Raw genomic sequence first — 23973 nt, forward strand, 5'->3', positions numbered from 1 at the left:
CATTGAAGCTGTCGTGATCGCTTTTTTGTAATTAGTTGTCCCGCAATTACTACGGTAATTTATTTTATTTTCGGGTGGTTCTTTTGCGATAATATCATATCAGCTGCCGATAACTTGATATTTTCTTCGCTTTAGACTATATTGGCACCTTAAAAAAACCCCGGAAGGAAGAGCAATTAGACCCACCAATTATTTTTATTTTAAGGAGCTGCTCATGAATAGACGAATTTGGCAGGCAATTCTTGTCTGCGCCCTGTTGTTGTTCGCCGCCGCGGTTCCGGCGGTCGCACAAAATATTGACGCCAAAGAATACTGGCTCGATAACGGCATGCAGGTATTGATGGTCGAGCGGCATGAATCCCCGACCATCATGGCCTCAATTGCGGCCCGGGTCGGTTCGGCCAACGAAATCACCGGCATCACCGGAATTTCACATCTTTTCGAGCACATGATGTTTAAAGGGACCGAAACGATCGGTACCAAGGATATCAAGCGTGATCGGGAAATTATGGCCCGGCTCGACTCATTACGGGAATTAATGCAGGCCGAGGAACGGATTATGCGCGAGCAGCTTCGCCGCGGCGAAATCAAGGATATGCTTGACCCCGAGGCCAAGACACCGCGCTATCGCGAAATTGACGCCGTCTTCGACAGTCTGATTCTCGAGCAGCGCCAGTTGATCATTAAAGATCAGCTTGATGAACTTTACAGCAAGAACGGCGGTTATTTCCTGAACGCTTTCACCTCGGAAGATATGACCGGTTATCTGGTCCGCCTGCCCAAGAACAAAATTGAGTTGTACATGTGGCTGGAATCCGACCGCTTCCAAAATGCGGTCTTCAGGGAATTTTATTCCGAGCGCGATGTGGTCCGAGAGGAGCGCCGTCTCGGTGTCGAATCAACCCCGACCGGATTGATCGAAGAAGATTTCAAGGCGATGTTCTGGAAGTCATCCTCATACCATTGGGATGTTATCGGGTGGGCCTCCGATCTCGGCAGTATCACACGTGACCAGGCCAACGCTTACTTCGATACTTATTATGCACCGAATAACCTGACCATGATTCTTGTCGGTGATCTGAACCCGGACGAGATGATTAAACTGGTCAGGAAATACTTCGAGCGTATTCCCCGCGGCACCACGGAACCGCCGGATGTGACGACTCTCGAGGAAAAGCAGTACGGCGAAAAGCGCCTGATTGCCCGGGCGGAAACCAGCCCCAAAACCGAAATCTGGTACCATACCGTAGCCTGGAAACACCCCGACAGTTATCCGCTGGAAATCCTGGCCGGAGTTATGGGCGGCAAGACCGGCCGGCTCTATAAGAAGCTGGTCGAGGAAAAGGGTTTGGCCAAAAGTTCGGGAGGCGGCGGCCCGCGCATGATGCCCGGCAGCGATCTGGCTGTCGATGCCATCCAGGACTCCAAGAAATATGCCGGCTCCTTTCAGATCAGAGCCGAAGGAATCTCGGGAGTTCAAGCCGAACAACTGGAAGGGGCCATGTCTGAAGTGATTGAAGATCTGAAGCAGAACCCGGTTTCCGAGGAAGAACTGCAGAAGGTAAAAAATCAGCTGCGCGTGCAGAAAATCAGGTTTATGGATATCATGTCCGGAATCGGCATCCTGTTTTATCTGGGCCAGAATGCCGCCATGGGCGACTGGACCGAAGCCAACAACAGTTCAGCAAAACTGGATATGGTCACGGCGGCGGATGTGCAGCGCGTGGCCAACGAGTATTTTGCGGATGACCAGCGAAACGTCATGATTATTAACAGCAAGGCCGGACAGGAATCGGGCGGGGACGAGGAAGATCCCCAGTTTACTCAAATGGTGCAAATGATCAAGTCGATTAATGATCCCGCCCGGCTGGAACAGATGATCGGTATGGTTTCGATGCGGCTGGATCAGATTGATGACCCCGAAGAGAAAGCCAGTGCCGAAAAACTCCTGAAAATCGCCAATGACCATCTCAACCAACTCAAAGCGGCCGAGAAAGAATAAGGCCTGCGCCATAGGAGAAATGAATATGAAAAGATTATGCATTCTTCCGTTCAGCCGGCTGATGGCGCTTGTGATGATCCCGGCGCTGGCCGTCATGCTGTTTTTTGCTTCCGCCGCCACGGCGGATGATATCGTCAATCATCCCGATAAGTTGAAATTCAAAGAGCTGAATTACCAGCCGCCCAAACCGGGAGATTACCGCCATCAATTGAAATGCGGCGCCGCCGCTTATGTGGTGGAAAATCCTGAGATGCCCACCTTTGACCTGACCATCCTGGTCCGCACCGGATCGATTTATGACCCGATCGAAAAAGCCGGGCTGGCCGACATGACCGGGTATCTGATGCGAAACGGCGGCGTCCAGGGTATGACCGTCAAAGAAATCGACGAACGTCTGGCTTACCTGGCCGGGGATATTTCGATCAATATCGACGAGACCCAGGGCGCGGTCACTTTGTTCTGCCTTGCGAAAGATATGGATGAGGGTTTGATGCTGCTGAAGAAAATCCTGTACACTCCCGTTTTCTCACAGGAGGCCCTCGACCGTTACCGCGCGGATATTCTTTCGGATCTGGAACAGCGCAATGCATCCACCGCCGGAATCGAATCGCGCGAATGGAATTTCCTGATGTACGGCGATCACCCGTCCACTATTCCCTTTCGCCGCACCGAACAATCGATCAATTCCATCACCCGCGAAGACTTGATCGCCTTCCATAAAAAATACTTCTTCCCCAAAAATTTTACATTCGCAATCTCCGGTGATTTCAAAACCAAAGATATCCTGGCCAAGCTGAATGATCTTCTCGGCGGATGGCCCGATCAGAAACTGGAGTTGCCGGTCATATCGGATCAAATACCCGATCCGAAACCGGGGGTATATATGATCAGGAAAGAGGATGTCAACCAGTCGCGCATCCGCGTGGGGCATCTCGGCGTCAAACGCGATATCCCCGATGAGTATGCCTTGCTGGTAATGAATGATATTCTCGGCGGCGGCGGCTTCACCTCGCGCATCATGAGCCGGGTTCGCTCGGATGAGGGTCTGGCCTATAATACCGGCAGTGCTTTCAACCGCCCGGTTTTGTATCCGGGAACATTTCGGGCCTGGTTCCAGACCAAGCACGAAACCGCAGCATTCGGCACCAGGTTGATTGTCGATGAAATCAAGCGTATCCGCACCGAAAAATGCGAGGCGGAAATTGTGGAGAACGCCAAAGCTTCGTTTATCGGCAACCTGGTCAACCCCTTCAGCAGCAAAAAGGATATTGTCAACACTTTCGCGGATGATGATTACACCGGCCGGCCCGATGATTACTGGCAAAACTATACCAAAAACATGGAAGCGGTGACGCCCGACAATGTTCTGGCCGTTGCCCAGAAATACCTGCATCCGGATAAACTTGTCTTTCTGATCATCGGCGATCCCGATGCGGTGGAAAAAGGCTCGGATAAACATCCTGAGCATTTTTCGGATTTTGGCGAAGTTACCATTTTGCCGTTGCGCGATCCGATGACATTGGAAACGAAATAGATTTTAATTAATATTATTCATAATATGTAAAGGCCTCCGCTCCGACGGAGGCCTTTCTTTTTTTTCAGCAAGATGTCGGCATAATAAATTTGTGACATGAGGAACATTTGACTCCGGCTGGGCACCGGCGATTATTGTTGCTATTTTGACTTATATATTATTTTATTCCAATGGAGTAGCAGCTATGCCCTACAAATTGAAGAAAATGACCAATGCCGACCGCATGGCGGTGATGAAAATCTTCAACCATTTTGTCGAAAACAGTTTTGCCGCCTATAATGATACCAGGGTTTCGGACGGGATCTTCGATCATTTTTTAAACATCTCCAAAGGCTATCTGGCGCTGACCGTCAGAACCGAAACGGATCAAGTGGTCGGGTTCGCGATGATGCGTCCTTTTCACCCGGCCAATTCCTTCCGAAAAACGCTCGAGGTCGGCTATTTTATTATGCCGGAACATACCGGACAGGGATTGGGATCGCAAATACTAGAACGATTCATAAAGAAAGCCAAAGCGCTTGGTGTTGAGATCTTGCTTGCTTCGATATCATCATTGAATGAAAAGAGCATACGGTTTCACTTAAAGCATGGTTTTGTCGAGTGCGGCCGCTTCAAAGGAATCGGCATCAAAAAGGGTCAAAAGTTTGACATGGTGTGGATGCAAAAAAATCTGTAGGATTGCCGCTTTTTGATCGGGAGTGCATCATGGATATGAATGAACAAATGGAGCATATATACCGTAACATCCCGCTCGAGAATATTCCCTGGAATATGCCGGAGCCGCCGGCTCTTTTGGTCGAGGCGGTCGCGAGCGGTAGGATCAAACCCTGCCGGGTGGTCGATTTGGGATGCGGCGCCGGGAACTATTCGGTCTGGCTTGCGCAACATGGTTTCGATGTGACCGGTATCGAGATCAGCCAAAGCGCCATTGCGCTTGCCGGTAAGCTGGCCGCCTCGAAAGGTGTCTCATGCCGTTTTGTGGCCGCCGACTTGCTTGGCGACCTGCGAGAATTTCATTCAAGCTTTGATCTGGCTTTTGACTGGGAAGTGCTGCACCATATACAACCGGAGGATCGCCCGGGATATCTGCAAAATGTCCGCAATCTCCTGCGCCCGGATGGCATGTACATCTCTCTCTGTTTCAGCGATAAAGATATCGAATTCAGCGGCGGACAGAAAATTTTCAAAACACCGCTTGGTACAATTCTTTATTTCTCGACGGAAGAAGAACTGGAAGAGCTGTATAAGCCGCTCTTTCATATAATCGAATTGAAAACAGTGTCGGTTCCCGGCAAACAGAAACCTCATCGGACCAATGTTGCCTGGTTGCGGCGTAAGTAATCGCCGATTAAAATATCAATTCAAGGTGCAAAATAAATGGCGGAAGAGTATACTCTTCCGCCATGAATGGTTTAGGTCCGAATATATGTTCTCTCAGTTTTTATCCGGCTTGTCCTTATCATTTTTTTTGACTTCCGGTTTCAAGGCATCTTTAAGCTTGATAAGCTCGCGCAGTCGTTCGAACCAGAACGGGGCGCCGAAAGTCAGGAAGATTGCCGTTATCAACACTCCCAGAATATGGCTTAAATTTTTATAATAATCCCAGCCTTTCGCGAAAAGCTGAATATTGAAGAGGGCCAAATCGCCGCTATATCTCTCGAATCGCTCCATCCCCTCGGCAATCTGGGCCCGGTGCAACATGTCAAGAAGACTCTCATACTTTTCCACAACTTCGGCACGTTTCTCCGGCTTCTCATCCGACATTATTTCATCAAGTTCGTTAATAATATCCTGCTTGTCGGCTCCGATACCGGATGCCTGCTCCAATTGCCCGGCCAAATCACCATACTCTGCCTGCAAAAGCACCAGCGCTGAATCGGAAACATCTTCATATGACAAAACCTTCAAAGCATCCTGCCCGTTTTCACTGACCAGCTTTCTGGCGCTTTCTTCAAGGCGCGCCTGTAATGCGGGATCATTGGAAAGGCGTTTAAGCAAATCAAGTGAATCGACCTGAAAGAAAAAAGCAACCAGTAACGCCAATACAAAACCCCAGTATCTCAGCATTGTTTGAAAACGTTTACTGAGATAATCATAAGTTTCCAGAAATTTCTTTTTTATTTTATCACTTTCGCCTTTGCTCAGAATGATATTCTTTACTTCCGAGATCCTTTCGATAAGTTCGTCCGGTTCAATCCAGGTTTTTCTGGGTTGAACTCTTACTTTTTTGGATTCTTCTTTTGAAAATAGGGTCGCTCTTTTGACATCGCCAAGAGGCGACTTCAGGATTTTCTCCTTTATTTCAGCAAGACTAAAAGTGATACCTTTTTCTTTTTCTTTAAATGCCAGATCCAAAAGAGCCTTTAATCCATAGGCAAGATTATTATAACGCAACCTCAGGACATTCTGAAGAACCTGCAATAGCGCTGTCACAATCAAACTCAAAATGAGTATGATGGTTGTAAAACCGATGGCCACCCCAAGAACATCATCCAACGAACCAAGATTTTCCAGCATCTCATACCTCCTTAATCAGCGCGTATCCACCGGGTTCCATGCCCGCGGCGGACCTCATCGACCGGTGGCGGCATGTTGGGATCACCGGTCAGCGTGATTTCCACCACGCGGAACCATTTCCCATCCGTCTCCACCAGAATATCCTTGCGCCTTTTCTCGATCATTTTTTGTCTTTTCTTTTCGGTCATATTTTCCCATTTGAATTTCTTCTCATGGATGTAAGTACTGTAGAATCGATGCGCCCCTCCCAGCCGGTCGATCACTTTCGGACGCGGGTGTTTGTGGCCGGTCATTTTGAAACCGCTCTCTCCCATCGATGCCGCCGATACGACCGGATTAAAAATGCTGTCGGTAAATAATTTCTCAAAAACATCCTCGCTGCCGTGATGAGGCACTTTCAGCACATCACATTTAAGTTTATCCAGTTGACCGAGGCCGTTAAGATGATTGTAAAGTTCTGTTTCGGAGGCTTTGTTTAAATCACCTGTAAACAGCATCTCAAACTGGCCGTATTTTAACCTGAAGGTTACGCTGTTGCCGTTGATGGTTTTGGCCCAGTTCCTGCTTTCATAGGCCTGAAGAGTGCTTAACGGCCAGAGAACCTCCATTTCAATTCCCGATATGGCATTGTGGCTCTGCGCATAATTTTCGATGATGAAGGGAGCGCCGGCATAGGCTCGATCGAATGCCATCACTGACATGTCGCGGGACCGGCCGATAATTTCTTTCGCCAGATCTTCGTACTCACCAGTGAAATAGCCGTTGTTGAAGCTGCTCTTGAGCTGTCCGAGGTCCTTTACCAGGTAATCTCCTTTTATTCGATCCTGCGAGTCCAGGAAAGCCATGCCGCGCGTTACCGTTCCTCCGCTTTTGCTGTACACTGCATTATTGTCGGTTATTGCGTTTAACGGAAATTTAGCGGTACCCGGTTCGTACGTAGCCAGTCCGTTGTGATAAATAGTGCCAAAAACCAGATTTGTATCCTGTAACAGCCCGGTCAGGCCCAGGATATGATCTTTGTCATGGTGCGTAATTACCGTATATTCGATAATGGGATAATGGTCGGGATACAACCGATCGATAAATTGCCCGATCAACTCGCTTTCATCCTTCGTCCATGAGCCGCCGTCGATCAGAATATCGGTTCGCTCGGGAACAGGGTCATCATAACCATCGACCGAATAGTTATAATTAGCGGGCAATTGAATAATCAGGCCGTCACCCTGGCCGACATTAACGATCCAGATGCGAAGCAGACTGTCTTTATCCGGCACATAATCGACTTTCTGCACTCTGCCGAAAGTGCTGTAATCGGGCGGAGGTTGGGCAAATACCGTGGCCGATAATGATATTGCTATAATCAGCAATAGCTGAATTATCCCGCCTGCCAGCGCCCTCCCGCCTCCTTTCTTCAATAAATGTAACATGTCCATAGCAGAACCTCACAAGATGGTTTAGTTATTTATGCCCGGATTGCATGGTCACGGTGTCTGTCGATTGGGCAATTTCAGTGTCGATATTCTCGATAATGGGCTTTTTTAAAGAGATACATTAATTTTGCATTAACTCAAAAAACCCGGCAATAAATTAAAGATATTTCGAAAGGACAGAAAGGCAATAAAAAATTTACTTATATAAACCGAACTTTTTTAGCGTGCGGGCGTATCTTAAACCATAACTGCTCATTCACAAGCTTAATTGCCTGAGGTACTTATGAGGAAGAAACTATCGCACAAACTCGCTCGCTGGGGATTATTGCTGGTAACAGTAATCATTGCCGTCTTTGCTCTTCAGATAACAGTCCTGGCCTTTCCTCAGATGTTTGTCTCCAAAAATATCCAGCGCGGTTCTATCAAAATATTTTACGACGGCGATCAGGATGCGTATGTCGCCGAAATAGCTGAAGATGTGGACAGCCGCCTGCGTGCGACCGTTTTTTACGATTCGACTCAAAACACCAATGTCTACTTTTTGCGGAATCAGGGGCTGTATAAGATGTTTGTCCGATTATCGATGCTCCCTGCCGCGCCACAGGGATTCGCACTCTCTATTTTCGATAATGCCTTTGTCGACGAAGCAAGAGTGAAAGAGCTGGCTGAGATGACCGGCGGTCTTCCGAAATACAGCATCTATGAAGGCAACCCGGCCCATACTATCGTGCATGAAGTGGGTCATCTGATCATTACCGGTCAAATCGGCCGCGGGACATGGAAACAGCTTCCTCACTGGAAACAAGAGGGATTTCCGGAATATATCGCCAATATTTCATTGATTCGCGGCGACAGCACGGCAAGTCTGCCGGACCGGGTCGCCATTCTCAACGATGATAGTATTTGGGGATGGAAGCGCGGCTGGGATCGCATTCATTATGAAGCTGGTCTTCTGGTCGAATTTCTACTCGATGTAAAGGGGTACACGGTCGAAGATATTGTGGCTGATTCCGTCACCAGTGAAACGACTCTTACAGAACTGCTGGAATGGTGCCGTCTGCGGGAAATTCCCCAGTAATTTCACGGACTTTCTTTGAATTCATTGCCCTAAGCCGGTTCGAGTTCATCGGCTTGAAGCAGTTTGCCGACAAAGAGACAGGAATTCTTGACAAAAAAGACCACTGGCAGATCACCGACAATATTTTCAAGACGGCTGACATATTCAAGCTCCTGGCCCGGTTCGGGAATGGCCAAACCAAGAAAAACGACATCGGCTTCGGCGCTGTACTCCTGAATCAGGTGGCCGATATTTTTATCGGGCGGTTTCAGAAAAACATTACATTCGGCTTCGATTCGAATGTCCTTGAGCATTGCTGCGAGGTACCTCGAGGTGTTCTCCCGGGCGAATTCATTGGAAGCCGCACTCAGGATGGTTAGTTCGGCGCCCCGCCATTCGGAGTTGCGAGTAAGCAGGTACGCCAGCAGCAGCATCAGGTCGCCGTTTTGTTTCAGGCCGCCCCACCAGATATGAATTTGCCGGGCCGACTTATGCACCGGAAAGATATGACGCGGATTGATCTTTCCGATCACCACCGACTTCTGAATCTTTTCGAGCCGCTGGGCCGTAACCAGAAAATCAGCCAGGAGCTTCGGGTCCTTGGGCCAGCCGAGGACAATTGTGTTGCTGGAAAACTCCGCTATCCCATTGGCCTGGGAAACATCGACAATGCCGTTAACAACATTGTCGACAATATCGACTTCGGGAAAGACCGCCAGATCTTCATTGCGCATCAACTCCGCGGTCGATTTCAACCTCGCTTCGATATCGATATTTTCCGCCAGAAGATCGCCGACAATCAACTCGCAGACCGTCACTACGCCGCGGTCCTGGCTGAACCAGGAACCGAATTTTATCAGATCGAGCTTTCTTTGAGGATCATCGACAAAAACCAGGACATGCGGGCGCCAGTTGCGGGCGCTCATTGAACGCCGGGACAGCCGAATAAGCACCCAGCGAAGTGCCGCCTCATAAATCCCGCGCCGGGCATCACCCCAGGTGGCTCTCCTCTCCCGTCGTGCGAAAAACAGCCAGAGAAGAAATTCAATCGAAATTGCCATTATGCTGGCCAGCGGACTGATCAAAAACATCACCCATAAACAAGCGACTCCACAGGCAATGTTGACTATCCAGGGGACGCGAAATCTCGGCCGCCATGACGGGTCGCCGCTGAGCGTCTCCAGACCGGCAACAATATTAATGGTCCCGTAAACCGTCAGAAAAAACATGGTGACGACCTGGGCGATGGAATTGAGATTGCCGAGATAAACAAAGGCCAGAGCTATGGCCACCGAAAGAACCAGGGCCGCCTTTATCCCGCCCTCGCCGGAAATAAATGACCTTATTTTACGATTGGTTATTTGATCCCGGGTGACTGCCTGAAGTGTCCGCGGCGCACCCAGAATCGAACCCACGGCGGAGGAAAGAATCGCCCCCCATAAACCGGGAAGAATCAGCAATGCCCCCAGCGGAGCAATCTTCAGCCAGATCAACGTATCTGATTTCAACTCTTCAGCCGCAGCCGATTTATAAAGCAGCACCGGAATCGCCAGGTAAATAAGAAATCCGGTGATAGCGGCGGCGATGGCCCCGATCGGAATCGACTTTTCCGGCTTTTTGAGATCGCCCGACAAGCTCAATCCGGCCATAACCCCGGTCACCGCCGGAAAAAATACCGCAAACCCGATCCAGAAATCTATTTGGTCGGCTGATTCGAGAAAAACCAGCGGTTTGGTTCGCGTGATTAAAAGAGCACCAACAGCCAGCGCCATTATGGATATGGCCACCAATAAAAGAAGCGGGGCCTGTGATTTCAAGGCCAGTTTGGCGCCATAAAGCGACACCCCGCCGACAACAATAATTATAACGGCGCTTATCAATCCGAGAGGGATTCCCGGCCAGACAATACTCAGCGACTCGGCCAGACCATAAGCATATAAAGTGGCCGAAACCGCCTGTGAAAGGTATAGAGGCACCCCGATAGCCGCCCCCACGCCAAGACCGAGGGAGCGGGAAATTATAAAATAGGCTCCTCCGACCCCAACCCGCATGTTCGTGGCCATCGACGAAAACGACAGCGTGGTGACCAATGTTATGCAGTTGGCAAGGATGACGATAAGCAGTGTTTTGACAAGACCCAGATGACCGACAATCCATCCGAAACGGAGGTACATAATCACGCCAAGGATGGTCAGGATCGTGGGCGTATACACTCCCAGAAATGTCCCCAGCGTTCCCCTGGACTGTTGATTCACTTATAAAACCTCAATTTGGCGAAATTTCATCTCCTGATGGCGGTCAAAATAGCCAATACGAATATATTAAAGCAAGATTTAATTCAAATAAAAAACCGGGGGGTTCACCTCCCGGTTTTAATTTCATATATGTCAATCGGTGGATGATTTTACGGGGCTTGTGTTTTCTTATTTATCGAAATCGCCGATCAAATATCAACAATCAACTTTTCATGGCTTCGGTCGGATAGGAAAAATGCATCTGTACAATCACCCACTTGCCGTTTCTTTTCTCCGTTACACCGGTCCAGCGAACATCCTTCCAAGCGGTCGGACGTCCGTCCCACTCTCCGAAATCATCCAGCACACAGGCCCACCAGGCGACATCGCCCCCCTGGGAAATATTAATGCGCAAATCCTTAACCTCGTAGCTGGTGGCTTTGAAGGCGTCATTCATGAAGACATTCTCGACAAGCTGCCGGAACGCTTCAAACCCGCGAATAGTCCCGGCATTGTCGGGATTATAGAAGAATAGGCTGGAGTCCTGAAGCATCACACTGTAGAGCCGCTCTTTGTCCTTGGTCAGCGCCCAACCGATCGAATCCTCAATTACTTTTTTGATTATGGCCATCTCTTTATCATTGGCTTTGGTCGCATTCATATTGCCGCTCCCCTCGGAAGATATTGTTTTGTCTGCCAGCCGCACGGTTGAATCATCACTCTTGCCGCACCCGGCCGAAAGCCCAACTGCCGCCGCTAAAATGATATAAATAACTACTCTTACCATTTTGAAACCTCAAAAAAATGGATGTTTTAATTTCCAGGTAACTTTTGTTATGGTCGTTACATCAGAGGTACATAATCAGATACAGGCTTGCGGACAATTTCTCAAAAAAGACTCACTTATCTAAATAATGAAATAACAATATGTTAAAGGAATTTCTCATATTCTTAATAAAAGTTGAAACTTATTTTCAAAAATGTTGTATATTTACAACAGATAAATATGTTTATTATATGAAAAGTAGAAAATTATATAACAGAATCTCCGTACTTCGCGAAGAACGGGGAATTTCGAGAAAGGAACTGGCCGACCAGATCGGTGTTAATTTCCAGACGGTCGGCTACCTGGAGCGGGAAGAATACAACCCCAGTCTCGATCTGGCCTTTCGGATCAGCGAATATTTCGCTCTGCCGATCGAGATGATTTTCTCCACCGAACCGATGAAACCGCTCTCGCAGGAAATTCTCGAGCAGAGAAAAAAGACGGGAGGATAATATGTCGGCCATGAACAGGAGAATCTGGGTATTAATCAATTATATTTGCCTGGGTTTGTTGCTCTTTGCCTTTTATTCCGGCGAGCTGGTCGAACGGACCACCATCATTTATGCCGCTCTTGCCTTTGCACTGATTGTCGGCCTGATCAGTTTCTTCTTGGTGCATATTAATACCGGACTCTGGAAACTGGTTCACTCGAAAATTGATAAGCTTGATGAACGGCAGGTGCAGGTCACCCATGGCGCCCTCCGTCATTCTTACAGCATTTTCACCATTCTGGCTCTGGTAATATTATTGATAATAGCCCTGTCGGGCGGCTATGATGATGCCAATATCATCATGATCTTCGCCTCACTATTGTACCTGGCCCACACTCTCCCCTCCTCGGTCCTCGCCTGGACCGAGAAGGAAGTGTAAGGTTCTCAAGCGCTTATTAGCCTTCAGCTGTCAGAAATTGACAAAAACTTGCTTTTCTTTCATTCTGGTTTAATTAATTATGGACAATCTAAAGAATATTATATATAATTCATTAAATAGTCGGTCATAATAATAATTGAAAAATGGTAACAACACTTAGAGATTTAACTATTTCTGAAATCAAGAGAATCAACTGTCCGGTAAAATGCAAAATCATAAAAAAAGAAATTAAGAATCTTGCAGATTATTTTGCATTGACATCCTCTTTATTAGTTGATAATCAGCCTTATTGGTACCGAGGCCAGCGGAACTCCTCATGGAGCCTGGTACCCTCCGCATTAAGATATATTACTCTGTCAGAGAGAAGCGAGGCATTAAATCTATTGAATGATTTCAAGAGAATTGCCGAGATTAAACTTGATAGACCCCCTGGAACAGATGAAGAATTGAGGTGGCTTCAACTTGCGCAACATTATGGCATACCAACAAGATTATTAGACTGGACAGAAAGCGCTGTGTTTGCATTGTTTTTTGCCTGCAAAGCATATAAAGAAAAAAATGTTGAATTCGATGGTATGGTCTTCCTTTTAAATCCCAGTCATATAAGCAAGCTCCCAGGTACTACTTCGAGAACCTCACTTGATACTCATCCGGATGACGATTTAATTGGCTCATATACGATGCTTGGACCCAGGGCCAACAAAAAGGGAAAACCCAATATTGCAATTAAGCCGGTTTGGAATTCTGAAAGAATGATGTTTCAAAGAGGTGTATTTACATTACATGGCAATAAAGATTTTGCCATAGATGAGGAGCAAGCGCCTTCATTGGTAGGAATCCCAATTTTATTTGAATTGAAGGCAAATATTCAAAAAGAGTTAGATAGAATATGTATAGATGAAATAGCAATGTTCCCGGAATTAGAGCATGCGTGCATAAATTTACGTAGAAGGGCCGGCTTATAATAGGAAGATAATATGCCAAGTAATATACCCTTTATTTATAATGAAAATGATGTAGAGATTCTAAAGACCTTTTATTCAGATACTAAGTGTGTAAGGATTTCTCTTGAGAAGGCTAATATATTAAATTTGATCCCATCTGGGATATCGGTCTGGATAGATCCAAATGTCGATATATACCATAATTGGCCACCAAGTGAAAATAAGCTCAAGGATCTTTATTCTAGATTTGATCCAGAAGAAAGAATATCTGATATTAATTTTCAAAAAAGGCCGAATGAGGAATATTTATGTAAATTTATTAATTCTATCTTAGATCACTGTAATGAGTATGGACCGGGACTTTTAACAGTTCCACAACTTCCGTTAATGGAAAAGCCAAATAGAAATGCTATTAATAAAAAAATGGTTGAATTGAGCAAGGAGTGGCAGCACAAAAATCATTATTCTGGCAAGTTAATATTACCAATTATAATATGTAATCAAAGTCTGATAAATAGAAAACCTTTAAGAGATAAAATTATTGAACATGCAAGAATGTCTCTTGATATCTTTAATATGACGGCGATCTGGGTCGTCGATGTAACCCTAAATGATAATCTACCTTTTAATACCTATGGAGATAAGAGATTTCCTAGTCTTATTGAACTTCATAAAGGACTACAAAAGGAAATCCCGCCCCATACAAAAATAATTGCCGGACCATATTGGGGGATGAATCTATTATTGTGGGCACGCGGACTTGCAACCCATATGGCCTTTGGTCTTGGCAAAGGATATCAGTATCTAATCCCAGGTGGAAAAAAAAGAAGAGGCCACAACCGCATAGCTTTAGGTCCCCTGCGAAGGATGTCGGTTGTAGAAAAAGAATTGGAGGCATGGCTCAAGATTGCCAAAGAACGCATATCGTATGACCAGCAAGTAGTTAAGGTCTTTGATAATTTGCTGCAAAATATGAAGAAATATTATAGTGATAATTATGCTGCTCAAAAACAGGTCGCAGAATTTTATAAAGAATGGATTGGCAGTTTTGATAGTCTCCCGCCTGAAGGAAGGGCTTTGGCACTCTATCAAGATTTTTCAAATGCATTTGTCTTGGGCAAAAAAATAAAAAAACCTCTTCCGCGTTCGGCAAAGTCGGCCCGCGCTCCGGAAAAAGTGGTTCAACAATATATGCTCAATACTCTTTAAGGAATAAACGCCAGAAACTCTCCCCGGCATGGATTTGCAGTACTGAGTTGGCATCTTTATTAGAAACTCTTGGAGATATTAATTTTTCACAAAAATTGCTTTTAACCGCTAATAAGCCAATATTGTTTTTCTCAAACTCAAATCTTCTTTTGCCTTCTGCTATTCTTACCGCAGAATCAAATGGGAGACCGACATAAGACTCTGTAAATATTGTAGTATTGGAAATTGCTTGATATAAGGCCTCATTTACTCTGTTTAGCTTCAGTTCGACAGCAACCATTCTGTCATGTAACGGCATCCAACCATTAAGTTTTTGATAATAGTCTTTTCGCTTGGAAATAAGAAATTTCTTTCTGATTAAATAATTTATTTCGCTTTCGAGTTTATCGCTTGTTAGCCACCAATCAAATATTCGAGCAAGGTGTGCCATGCCCATGGATTTCCCGCTTTCCGCATCCGGAATCCTCTCCAACAGGGCTATGCGTGGGATTGGTCCAATAGTAGAACGCTGATTATAGTTCACTCGTAAGTCAGCTTTTTCCTTATTAATTTGCACACCGACCAAATCACAAATACCCCAGGGGGTTTTAAATTCGACCTTGGTCATTAATCCCTGGGCCAATAGCCAGTCTCTGACCGGCTTGGTCATTTCACTTTCATATTTAAACACGGATTGTCAATCACCCTTTCCGCCTAATATATATACATAATTTTCTAGCAACTTCGTCAACAAAAAAATTGGTAATCTTAAATCATTCTTGTAGTTAGATTTGTGGTTAGCTTATCATGCATCTTTCAACATGGCACTCCATTAATGGACAAGGCAAGAGCTTCCGCAGCGTCCCCAATAATGGCAATAATGAAAAAAAACTGTTTGGATCTGCTGGTCACCCAAACTCAGCCCGACTCCGCAAGATTTCGGGCCGCAACCGACCATTTATAGAAACTAATACTGATACCTGTTACGTATCTGAAAAACAAATTCTTTTGAGAGGGAATCATGTGCAGGAAAACTTATTTATCCGGCGGCATCGCCTGTCTGATGATCGCCATCCTAATCTTGCCGGCAGCCCCGGCGACGGCACAGGACAATATCGATGAGATTATTATAGGCAAATATCATAAAATACAATCGACCATCCTCGGTGAAGAACGCACCATATCGGTCTATTTACCTGATGGTTATGAAGACTCAAAAGACATATTTCCCGTACTGTATATCCTTGATGGCGGCAGCAAGACTCGTCTGATGCTGGCGGCATCAGCCATGGAAGATATCGATTCCAAAGGGCGAATGCCGCAGATGATCGTGATCGGCATCGACAGCCCCAACAGCCCCCGCGATTATTTCCCTCTCATATTTCAGGACCGCCCCGGCACCGGCGAAGCCGATAATTTTATAAGATTCTTTACCGATGAGCTGATTCCCTGGGTTGATACCAGTTTTCACTCGGCCGATTATCGAATCCTGAGCGGCTGTTCCAATGCCGGGCTTTTCACGGTCTATACCTTTTTGACCCGGCCCGAAACTTTTAACGCATATATCGCGGCGAGCCCGTCAATCGGGTGGTTCAAAGAATTTATGCTGGAAAAGACGAAAACATCACTCCCGGGCGGACAGATGGCCGGCCGCCCCATATATATGAACTATGCTACCGATGATATCGAGAGCATCGTTACCGGCGCCATGCCGGAATTTGTCGATATTTTTCGGAATCATGCTCCGGCGGATTTAAGATGGACCATGGAGGTATTTGAGGGAGCCGGGCATGTTCCGTACGCGAGTTGTCACAATGGTTTGAGTTATATATTCGGCGACTGGCAGTATCCGGCTGAAAAGCTGAAAGCCGGAGGACTTGAATCTTTGAAGGAGCATTACAAAAAGCTCTCCGATAAATATGGCTTCAGAGTCAGGGTCCACTCGGATCATTTGAGAGATCTGGGCATGGATTTTTACCAGGCGCAGGAATATGATAAAGCTATCGAGGTGTTTAGTTTCTATGCCGACGAATATCCCGAATCCGGCCGGGGGTACTATTTTCTCGGCGCCGCCCATGATAAAAAAGGCGACCGCGAACTGGCAATAAAATATCTTGAAAAAGCAGTCGAGCTTGACCCCGAATTCCCGCCGGCAAAGATAAAACTCGAGCAGGTCAAAGCCGGCGGCTAAGAACTCTTTTCTTCATGATTTAATCCGATTAAACGCTTCTTTGCCGAATGTTCATTGAATCAATCCGCTATTAATATGAAAGATACACCCCTTTTGCGCACCGTATTAATCGCATGAATAATATTAACGGAGCCGGAGTCTTTTTAGTAATACTATCGCTGCCGCTTTATGAAACAAGCGTTTGATTTTGGCGTATATCGACAGTGGGTACAAGCTCTCGGCAGCAATCTTCTGCAGAATTTGGCCAGGGGTAAAGCCAAAGCAGAGAAGGGGCTTAGGACCTTGCAAAGGACTGGTGGGGCTTCTGGAAGTGAAATGAAAGGAGTCCGAAATGAAGGTCATTAATGACTACCGAGGGTTTAAATTCCTCAAGCTGTTAACTATCAGCCTGTTTATAATGGGCTTGCCGGCCGTTATGCCGGCCTCATCCGAGCCGATTTTCAATCCGCAATTAGTCATTAGCAGAACAAACGAGGCCATTGATATCGACGGCAAATTGAACGATCCGGGCTGGAAACGCGCTGCTCATCTAAGTAATTTTGTCGAACGTTATCCCGGCGATAATATCGAACCGCTGGTCGAAACCGAGGCCCTTGTTACATATGATCATGGTCGGCTGTATGTCGCCTTTATCTGCAAAGATGATCCGGCCAATATCCGTGCCACCATGTGTCAGCGGGACCAGTTCGGCGGCGATGACGCCGTGATTGTCCTGCTTGATTCATATGGCGATGCCAACTGGGCCTATGAATTTCAGGTCAATCCATATGGTGTTCAGAAAGATTTGTTATGGACCAATATTGCCGGTGAGGATTCCGGCTATGATTTGATCTGGGAGTCATCAGCCAAAATTACCGATTCGGGCTATCAGGTAGAAATCGCCATACCTTTTTCCAGCATTCGTTTCCCCAGCCTTGACGTTCAGAACTGGAAAATGGATTTCTGGAGAGTTCATCCCCGCGACAGTTATCATCAATATTCATGGTCGGCCAACGACCGCAATCAACAGTGCTGGCCCTGCCAGTGGGGCACCGTGACCGGTATCGGTGATGTCAAACCGGGCAAGGGTTTGGAAGTTTTGCCCTCGTTGATTTCCAATCAATCCGGAAGCATGCAGTACGGCGACTCGTTGATTTCGCCTTATGATGACGGCAAAATCGACGGCGAAATGTCGCTGGGCGGAAAATATTCCATCAGCTCCGACATCACCCTGGAAGGAACGTACAATCCGGATTTCAGCCAGGTCGAAACCGATGCGGCACAGATCGATGTCAATTCGACAGTAGCGCTCTTTTACCCGGAAAGACGGCCGTTCTTCCAGGAAGGAATCGACATCTTCCGGACACTCTTCAATTCCTTCTATACACGAACCATTAATGACCCGCAATTCGCCGCCAAATTGACCGGTCGCTATGACGGCTACCGTTTCGGCTTCTTATCCGCCATCGATGAAAACACTCAGTACATCATCCCCTTCGACGAATCCAGCTCAATACCGCTTAATGTCGGCAAGAGTTACGTCAACGTCCTTCGCGGAATCAAATCGCTCGGCAATTATTCGCATGTCGGGTTTATTGTCAACGATCGCCGGTTTGAAGATGACGGCTATAACACTATCCTGGGACTGGATGAAAATATCCGCCTGACACAGAAAATAAGTCTTGACGGACAGTACCTGGTGACCTTCAACAAAGAGCTGGATAACCCGTCCAAATCAGGCTTCTATAATTATTACAATTTCAACTTCGACAAGAACACCGCCGCCTTCGACGGCGAAACATTCACCGGCTATGGATTGATTTCGCGCTTGCGTCATAACAGCCGCTCATTGAATTTCAATGTAACATACAGCCAGGTCGATCCGACATACAGAACCGAAATCGGTTATGATCCCTGGGTTAATTACCGCGATCTGTCATCCGGTACCAATGTCAATTTCTATCCCAAGTCCGGTATATTCGAAAGAATTACGCCCAGAATGTATATGGATACGCGCTGGAAGTACGACGGCGAGCATCGCTGGTATCATGTCTTTCTCGGACTTGAAGGCAATCTGCGTTACGCCCAATCATCCTTCAATGTTAACGTGGGACGATCCGACGAACGCTGGTACGGCGTTGATTTCAACAACCTCTGGTCGTTTGAAATAGACCTCAACAGCCGCCCGTCAAGTAAGATTGCCTGGTATGCCGGGTACAATCGAAGTGTCTCGCCTGCCCTTAATCAGCTTGTAAAAGGCAACGAGCACCGCCTTGACGGATCGCTGACGCTGAAACCGATTGACCGGATGACCATTTCCCCCAGCATGAGCTATACCATCAGTCATAATCCGGATAACTCCGAAGAACTGTATGAAAACCTTGTTTCGCGGACACGCCTTCAGTACCAATTGACCAGGGCTTTGTCTTTCCGGTTGATATTTGAATATCGCTATCGTGAGGTCTGGTACAAGTATCTGGATGACGAAACCGAAGAAATCGTCCGCTACAACAGCGCCATGAAGAATTCGAATATCTTCCCGCTTCTGACTTACCGGATTAACCCCTTTACGATATTCTATGTCGGCATGACCGGAAGTTATAATGATTTGGGGCAGTCGGCGTTTGATGGCTATTTCTCACCGCGCTATTATGAATACAATCAGGATATCAAACGCAACTGGTCGCTGGACAACCGCCAGTTTTTCATGAAATTGCAGTATCTGTTCCAGACTTGATCTGATCACGATATATAATGACAAAAGGCCTGACCAAATGGTCCGGCCTTTAATTATTCACAGCTTTCAACCGCACTTATGTTTCGCTGGTCATGATGAAGAGCGGTTTCATCTCAAAACTCTGATAAATCGGGCGAAGCCGAGTGGTATTATAAAAGCGGTTGACATCGACAAGTTTCTTGGTCGAAGCCACGACTTCGATCGGAACATTGTCGTACCGTCCGTTCTTAAGTACAACCAATCGCCCATGAATCCCATCGAGAATCAAATCAAGCGCCAGGTTGCCATAGGCCATGGGAACAACCGAATCGATGGCATCCGGATCGCCGCCGCGCACCAGATACCCGAGGCGCTGGTTGATGGTGTTGATTCGCTTGCCTTTGTTGAATTTGGGCGACAATTCCTTTATTTTGGCCGAGACCAGGTCGCCGATACCGCCGAGTTTCATATGGCCATAAGCGTCTTTTTCGGTATTCTGAAAAACCATTTCGCCCTCGTCGAATACTGCTCCTTCGGAAACCAGGACGATTGAATATTTGCTTGGGTTTTTATGGCGGTCATCCACCAGAAGTCCGGTCAGGTGTTCCACACTGAACTTAAATTCGGGGATAACGCACCGATTGGCCGCACCGGCCATGGTCGGAAGTATCGCCGTGAACCCGGCATAGCGGCCGAAAACCTCGATGACCAGAATCCGCTCATGCGAACCGGCCGATGTCCGAAGACTGTTGCACATTTGAATCGTCCGGCTGACACAGGTGGAAAAACCGATACAATAATCGGTCCCCGGCACATCATTGTCCATGGTCTTGGGAATCGCCACGACCTTGACTCCCTCCTTGAAAAGGCGGACGCCATAGCTGAGGGTATCATCACCACCGATTGGAATCATGTATTCAATGCCGAGAAACTCGAGATTTTTCAACACCTCGGGAGTCAGATCATTAATATTATCCTGATAGGTGTTTTGCAAATGTTCGGGGACATCGTCTTTGGTGACTTTTCCCGGATGAGTTCGCGAGCTGTGTAAAAAGGTCCCGCCGGTCCGACCCATCCGGTTGACAATCTCTTCCGTAAGAACCTGATAACATTGGCTGTTGTCGGCGCCTTTATCGCGGACAATACTGAGCGGCCCGGCCCAGCCGCGCCGAAATCCGATCACCTGATACCCTTCACGAATCGCCCGGATCGTAACCGCCCGAATAGCCGGGTTCAGTCCCGGAACATCTCCGCCGCCGGTTAATATTCCTATGACACCTTTTATTTTATTGATATTTGCCACAGCTTTATCTCCTCAAAAAAATTACTCACACCCCTGTTTTGTCAATTTATCGGCAGAATAATATATAATTATATAACGCCGTGTCCAGCCCTTTATACGGTATATGACCGTATGATTGGCTGTAAATTCAGGACATTTTAGGGTATGTATATCAGCACTGGTTCATTCGCCAGATGGCGAAGTTGAGCGCCGAGGCGAAACGGACCCAGGCCAGATAGGGCAGCAGAAGCCACCCCGCCGTCGGCTGTCTCATCCAGAATAGAATAACCGTGGCCAGAATGGCTATCCAGAGGGCTACAATATCGACAAAAGCCAGTCCCGGATTTTGCATCCCAAAGAAAAACCATGACCAGAGGCCGTTCAGCAAAAGTTGAATCAGGAATACGGCCAGCGGCAGCGCCGCCGCCGAAAATCCGGCCTGACGCCAGATAAGCCATGCCGCCACACCCATCGAGATATATAGCAGGGTCCAGACCGGGCCAAAAATCCAGCCGGGCGGGGTCCAGGTCGGCTTGGCCAACGCCTGATACCATTCACCGGGCACGGAGCGCCCCGAGATAAAGCCAACCGCCAGACAAAGTCCGACGGCAATCACAAGGCCGACTATATTTTGATTGGAACTCATAGTTTTCTCCAGCTTTTGGAATTATTTATGTCCCTGCGTCAACTTATCAAGCCGCTTTATCAGGTCCTTTCACTGTAACAGCAATTTCCAGGGTTAGTTTCAATAAGCTATAATATTAGAAAAAAAGGCGGCTGTTGAAAACAGCCGCCCTGATAATTCAATTTATCAGAAATCAAAATCAACCAAAAATGCAAAGTAGTGCTGTTTATCTTTCTCATCTTTCCCGACTATTCTATATGTATATTCACTGTGGAGAGCAACATTGACTGCGGTCCAATCTCCCAGATAATATCTGACCAGACCGGAAAAAGCATTAATGGTCTTCTCTTCATCGAATTCAGGCGGTTTGACAAAGTTATACATCGCCGAAACAACCAGCCGGTTGTTCGCCAACCCGGCCCAGTCGATCCGTCCGAAACCTCCGACATAATCATAATCCTGAGTGGTATCGATATCATTGAAAGCCTTGTCATCAAGACCATAAAGCATAAACAGTTTCAGATTAAATGTCCGCCAATTCAGACTGGCATCACCGCCAAGGCGATAAAACGACTTATTGTCCTTACCGTCCGCCTCACCGGATTCGCCCACATAAGGTTCGGAACTGGTCGGCTGCCAGCCATAATATGCGAAGGCCCCGACCCGCTGACCGGCGCTCTGCCCGTCACCGCGGCCGATTACCTGCATCAGGTTGACATAAAGATCCTTGGCATTGTTATTATCCGGGTTGGCGCCGGTGCCGTTGACAATACCGGCTCCATACTTAAAACCGTTTTCGAAATGACCCGTTGCTTCAACACCAAATTGGTTGTCATCAAAGACGAAATTATTGTTTGGTGTCCCGAAGGCATATATTTCGTACGGCTGCTTCATGTAATAAGTACGCTTGGAACTGAATGGGTGATACGCCGGCTCGAATCTCCCGATACGGAGATTCAGCTTATCCTGAACCAGGTTGCTGAAAATAATATTAGCCGACTCCAGCGTTCCCAGCTGACTCGCGTTCGTGCCGTTGGAATTGCCGGTATAATCGGCGGCCGGTTCATCGATACGCGGTGTATAAATAAGCAGAAAAGAAATATTCTTGTGCAGAACCCCTGCCGCCAGCAAATCCAGCCCGTTGATATTGAAACCGGTCGTCGTATTTTTGCCGGAATGAGATATCACCATGCCGGTTGAAGTTCTTATAGATATCGGCGGGGCAATCTGGAAAACATTCTTCTCGAGTCCTTCCTGGCCGGGAAGCTGATAGCCGTTGTCCCTGATGCGCTGACCGAAATCATTGAGCTTGGTGAAGGCGGTATGACACATATTACAATTAAAACCATACTTCCTGGCAAAGGCCGGAATGGCATTACTGCTGTCGGGAAGAATCGATATCAGGCATACTAATGCCGCCAGAATAACGCATATTCGTTTCATCGTTTATCCCTCCCTTCACTTCGGAAATTCCGACGGTGGAATCGGTTTGACGTTGGATACTTCAGGATTAGTACTTACCATGGCCCGTTTCATGAATGCAACCAAAGCCGCTATTTCGCTTTCGGATAATCCGAGCGGCACCATCAGCGGATCGAGATTCGATTCATCGGATCCGCCGCCAAGATCATAGAGCCGAACGACATCTTCAAGCGTTTTTTCCGACCCGTCATGCATGTAAGGCGCCCTGAGTGCGGCATCCCGAACCGTCGGGGTCTTAAAGGCGCCCATGTCGGCCGGGTTATTGGTTACTTTGTACCGGCCTTCATCCTTTTTGGATAGATCAGCAGCAGCAACACCCAAGTTGTGGAATCGACTGTCACTGAAATTGCCGCCCCAATGGCAGGCGGTGCAATGTCCCTTGCCGTTGAAAATCTCCAGACCCTTTTTCTCGAGCGGGGTCAGAGCGGTAATATCGCCGCGGACATATCTGTCGAACGGAGAGTCGGTAGTTACCACCGTCCTCTCGAAGGCGGCAATGGCCTGCGCCACCTGATCGACCGTAATCGGCGTGGAACCAAACACCAGCTTGAATTCCTCGACATAACCGGGAATGTCATTGACCGTCCGTATCATGGCGACATGGGTATTACCCATTTCGATCGGATTGGCAATCGGGCCTTTGGCCTGATCCTCAAGGCTGGGTGAGCGTCCATCCCAGAATTGAAGCAGGTTATAGGCGGAATTCGAAACCGGCGGCGCCCTTCGGCCGCCAAGCTGGTTATTGATACCTTTACTGGTCGGGCCGGCATCCGACCATCCCATGGCCGGGTCATGGCAGGTCGCGCAACTGACCGTATTGTCGGCCGAGAGGCGGGTATCGAAATAAAGTTTTTTACCGAGAAGGATTTTGTCGACCGTTTGCGGGTTATCCGGTGGTTCCACCACCGGCGGCAGATTACCTATCTGCTCAGGTCCCAGCGAATGAGCCCGAACCGAAGTAATTGGAACCTGCATCGGTTCATCGCCTGCCACAGTCAATGGAATCAGGAATACTGCAAAAATCAGAATTGCCTTGATCTTAAGCACAGAACCTCCTTGTCTGAAGGAATGAATTGATTTACCCCATTTGATACCG

At 47.3% G+C, this 23973-nt stretch carries 20 protein-coding genes; 11 read left to right on the top strand and 9 right to left on the bottom strand.

What is annotated here, in order from left to right:
* The first annotated feature begins 214 nt into the window (after positions 1 to 214).
* The 4 genes from CVT49_09515 to CVT49_09530 all read left to right on the top strand — a co-directional run bounded on the left by CVT49_09515 (position 215) and on the right by CVT49_09530 (position 4877).
* Positions 215 to 2002, top strand: a complete 1788-nt coding sequence (locus tag CVT49_09515) for a hypothetical protein (protein ID PKK83235.1) — start codon at positions 215 to 217, stop codon at positions 2000 to 2002.
* Positions 1962 to 3536, top strand: a complete 1575-nt coding sequence (locus tag CVT49_09520) for a hypothetical protein (GenBank protein ID PKK83236.1) — start codon at positions 1962 to 1964, stop codon at positions 3534 to 3536. Before CVT49_09515 ends, CVT49_09520 begins: the two co-directional genes overlap by 41 nt.
* Positions 3537 to 3720: 184 nt before the next feature.
* Positions 3721 to 4212: a GNAT family N-acetyltransferase gene (locus tag CVT49_09525; GenBank protein ID PKK83237.1), complete on the top strand. Its 492-nt coding sequence runs from the start codon at positions 3721 to 3723 to the stop codon at positions 4210 to 4212.
* 35 nt (positions 4213 to 4247) lie between these two features.
* Positions 4248 to 4877, top strand: coding sequence for a class I SAM-dependent methyltransferase (locus CVT49_09530; GenBank protein PKK83263.1), 630 nt, complete (start codon positions 4248 to 4250; stop codon positions 4875 to 4877).
* 93 nt (positions 4878 to 4970) lie between these two features.
* Here the strand turns inward: CVT49_09530 and CVT49_09535 are convergent, their stop codons facing one another.
* Together CVT49_09535 and CVT49_09540 are read right to left on the bottom strand one after the other, a co-directional pair.
* Positions 4971 to 6053 (bottom strand): hypothetical protein, encoded by a 1083-nt coding sequence (locus CVT49_09535; protein ID PKK83238.1) that lies wholly within the window; start codon positions 6051 to 6053, stop codon positions 4971 to 4973.
* Between the two features lie 11 nt (positions 6054 to 6064).
* The gene (locus CVT49_09540) at positions 6065 to 7486 is read right to left on the bottom strand and encodes a hypothetical protein (protein PKK83239.1); all 1422 of its coding nucleotides are present in this window, start codon (positions 7484 to 7486) and stop codon (positions 6065 to 6067) included.
* A 280-nt stretch (positions 7487 to 7766) separates the two neighbouring features.
* On the opposite strand from CVT49_09540, the gene CVT49_09545 reads away from it, so the two are divergent.
* On the top strand, positions 7767 to 8561 hold the full coding sequence (locus tag CVT49_09545; GenBank protein ID PKK83240.1) for a hypothetical protein: 795 nt from the start codon (positions 7767 to 7769) through the stop codon (positions 8559 to 8561).
* Between the two features lie 29 nt (positions 8562 to 8590).
* Here CVT49_09545 and CVT49_09550 read toward each other — a convergent pair whose 3' ends face one another.
* Positions 8591 to 10795, bottom strand: a complete 2205-nt coding sequence (locus tag CVT49_09550; GenBank protein PKK83241.1) for a Na-K-Cl cotransporter — start codon at positions 10793 to 10795, stop codon at positions 8591 to 8593.
* 202 nt (positions 10796 to 10997) lie between these two features.
* A complete protein-coding gene (locus CVT49_09555) occupies positions 10998 to 11561 on the bottom strand; it encodes a hypothetical protein (GenBank protein PKK83242.1) in 564 nt (187 codons plus the stop codon).
* A gap of 230 nt (positions 11562 to 11791) precedes the next feature.
* Here CVT49_09555 and CVT49_09560 point away from each other — a divergent pair, with 230 nt between their 5' ends.
* The 4 genes from CVT49_09560 to CVT49_09575 all read left to right on the top strand — a co-directional run bounded on the left by CVT49_09560 (position 11792) and on the right by CVT49_09575 (position 14623).
* Complete coding sequence (locus tag CVT49_09560) at positions 11792 to 12052, top strand: transcriptional regulator (protein ID PKK83264.1); 261 nt, start codon at positions 11792 to 11794, stop codon at positions 12050 to 12052.
* Position 12053: 1 nt separating this feature from the next.
* Positions 12054 to 12470 (top strand): hypothetical protein, encoded by a 417-nt coding sequence (locus CVT49_09565; protein PKK83243.1) that lies wholly within the window; start codon positions 12054 to 12056, stop codon positions 12468 to 12470.
* Between the two features lie 143 nt (positions 12471 to 12613).
* On the top strand, positions 12614 to 13435 hold the full coding sequence (locus CVT49_09570) for a hypothetical protein (GenBank protein PKK83244.1): 822 nt from the start codon (positions 12614 to 12616) through the stop codon (positions 13433 to 13435).
* A gap of 12 nt (positions 13436 to 13447) precedes the next feature.
* Positions 13448 to 14623, top strand: a complete 1176-nt coding sequence (locus tag CVT49_09575; protein ID PKK83245.1) for a hypothetical protein — start codon at positions 13448 to 13450, stop codon at positions 14621 to 14623.
* On the opposite strand, the gene CVT49_09580 is transcribed toward CVT49_09575, so the two are convergent.
* The gene (locus CVT49_09580) at positions 14610 to 15293 is read right to left on the bottom strand and encodes a hypothetical protein (protein PKK83246.1); all 684 of its coding nucleotides are present in this window, start codon (positions 15291 to 15293) and stop codon (positions 14610 to 14612) included. The two genes, CVT49_09575 and CVT49_09580, sit on opposite strands and share 14 nt — an antisense overlap.
* 330 nt (positions 15294 to 15623) lie before the next feature.
* Between CVT49_09580 and CVT49_09585 the strand changes: the two genes are divergently transcribed.
* Positions 15624 to 16793: a hypothetical protein gene (locus CVT49_09585; GenBank protein ID PKK83247.1), complete on the top strand. Its 1170-nt coding sequence runs from the start codon at positions 15624 to 15626 to the stop codon at positions 16791 to 16793.
* Positions 16794 to 17124: 331 nt separating this feature from the next.
* A complete protein-coding gene (locus CVT49_09590) occupies positions 17125 to 19509 on the top strand; it encodes a hypothetical protein (protein ID PKK83248.1) in 2385 nt (794 codons plus the stop codon).
* Between the two features lie 76 nt (positions 19510 to 19585).
* Here CVT49_09590 and CVT49_09595 read toward each other — a convergent pair whose 3' ends face one another.
* From CVT49_09595 to CVT49_09610, 4 genes are all read right to left on the bottom strand, one after another.
* Complete coding sequence (locus CVT49_09595; GenBank protein ID PKK83249.1) at positions 19586 to 20791, bottom strand: phosphofructokinase; 1206 nt, start codon at positions 20789 to 20791, stop codon at positions 19586 to 19588.
* 151 nt (positions 20792 to 20942) lie between these two features.
* On the bottom strand, positions 20943 to 21416 hold the full coding sequence (locus CVT49_09600) for a hypothetical protein (protein PKK83250.1): 474 nt from the start codon (positions 21414 to 21416) through the stop codon (positions 20943 to 20945).
* Positions 21417 to 21581: 165 nt separating this feature from the next.
* A complete protein-coding gene (locus tag CVT49_09605; GenBank protein ID PKK83251.1) occupies positions 21582 to 22838 on the bottom strand; it encodes a hypothetical protein in 1257 nt (418 codons plus the stop codon).
* Positions 22839 to 22853: 15 nt separating this feature from the next.
* Positions 22854 to 23852: a cytochrome-c peroxidase gene (locus CVT49_09610; protein PKK83265.1), complete on the bottom strand. Its 999-nt coding sequence runs from the start codon at positions 23850 to 23852 to the stop codon at positions 22854 to 22856.
* Positions 23853 to 23973 lie beyond the last annotated feature (121 nt).

The organism is candidate division Zixibacteria bacterium HGW-Zixibacteria-1 (genome assembly GCA_002838945.1).
GTDB lineage: Bacteria > Zixibacteria > MSB-5A5 > GN15 > PGXB01 > PGXB01.

Excerpts from the sequence above, each read along its gene's own strand:
- CVT49_09515 (PKK83235.1), top strand. The coding sequence starts at position 215 with ATGAATAGACGAATTTGGCAGGCAATTCTTGTCTGCGCCCTGTTGTTG.
- CVT49_09520 (PKK83236.1), top strand. The coding sequence starts at position 1,962 with ATGACCATCTCAACCAACTCAAAGCGGCCGAGAAAGAATAAGGCCTGC.
- CVT49_09525 (PKK83237.1), top strand. The coding sequence starts at position 3,721 with ATGCCCTACAAATTGAAGAAAATGACCAATGCCGACCGCATGGCGGTG.
- CVT49_09530 (PKK83263.1), top strand. The coding sequence starts at position 4,248 with ATGAATGAACAAATGGAGCATATATACCGTAACATCCCGCTCGAGAAT.
- CVT49_09535 (PKK83238.1), bottom strand. The coding sequence starts at position 6,053 with ATGCTGGAAAATCTTGGTTCGTTGGATGATGTTCTTGGGGTGGCCATC.
- CVT49_09540 (PKK83239.1), bottom strand. The coding sequence starts at position 7,486 with ATGGACATGTTACATTTATTGAAGAAAGGAGGCGGGAGGGCGCTGGCA.
- CVT49_09545 (PKK83240.1), top strand. The coding sequence starts at position 7,767 with ATGAGGAAGAAACTATCGCACAAACTCGCTCGCTGGGGATTATTGCTG.
- CVT49_09555 (PKK83242.1), bottom strand. The coding sequence starts at position 11,561 with ATGGTAAGAGTAGTTATTTATATCATTTTAGCGGCGGCAGTTGGGCTT.
- CVT49_09560 (PKK83264.1), top strand. The coding sequence starts at position 11,792 with ATGAAAAGTAGAAAATTATATAACAGAATCTCCGTACTTCGCGAAGAA.
- CVT49_09565 (PKK83243.1), top strand. The coding sequence starts at position 12,054 with ATGTCGGCCATGAACAGGAGAATCTGGGTATTAATCAATTATATTTGC.
- CVT49_09570 (PKK83244.1), top strand. The coding sequence starts at position 12,614 with ATGGTAACAACACTTAGAGATTTAACTATTTCTGAAATCAAGAGAATC.
- CVT49_09575 (PKK83245.1), top strand. The coding sequence starts at position 13,448 with ATGCCAAGTAATATACCCTTTATTTATAATGAAAATGATGTAGAGATT.
- CVT49_09585 (PKK83247.1), top strand. The coding sequence starts at position 15,624 with ATGTGCAGGAAAACTTATTTATCCGGCGGCATCGCCTGTCTGATGATC.
- CVT49_09590 (PKK83248.1), top strand. The coding sequence starts at position 17,125 with ATGAAGGTCATTAATGACTACCGAGGGTTTAAATTCCTCAAGCTGTTA.
- CVT49_09600 (PKK83250.1), bottom strand. The coding sequence starts at position 21,416 with ATGAGTTCCAATCAAAATATAGTCGGCCTTGTGATTGCCGTCGGACTT.
- CVT49_09605 (PKK83251.1), bottom strand. The coding sequence starts at position 22,838 with ATGAAACGAATATGCGTTATTCTGGCGGCATTAGTATGCCTGATATCG.
- CVT49_09610 (PKK83265.1), bottom strand. The coding sequence starts at position 23,852 with ATGCAGGTTCCAATTACTTCGGTTCGGGCTCATTCGCTGGGACCTGAG.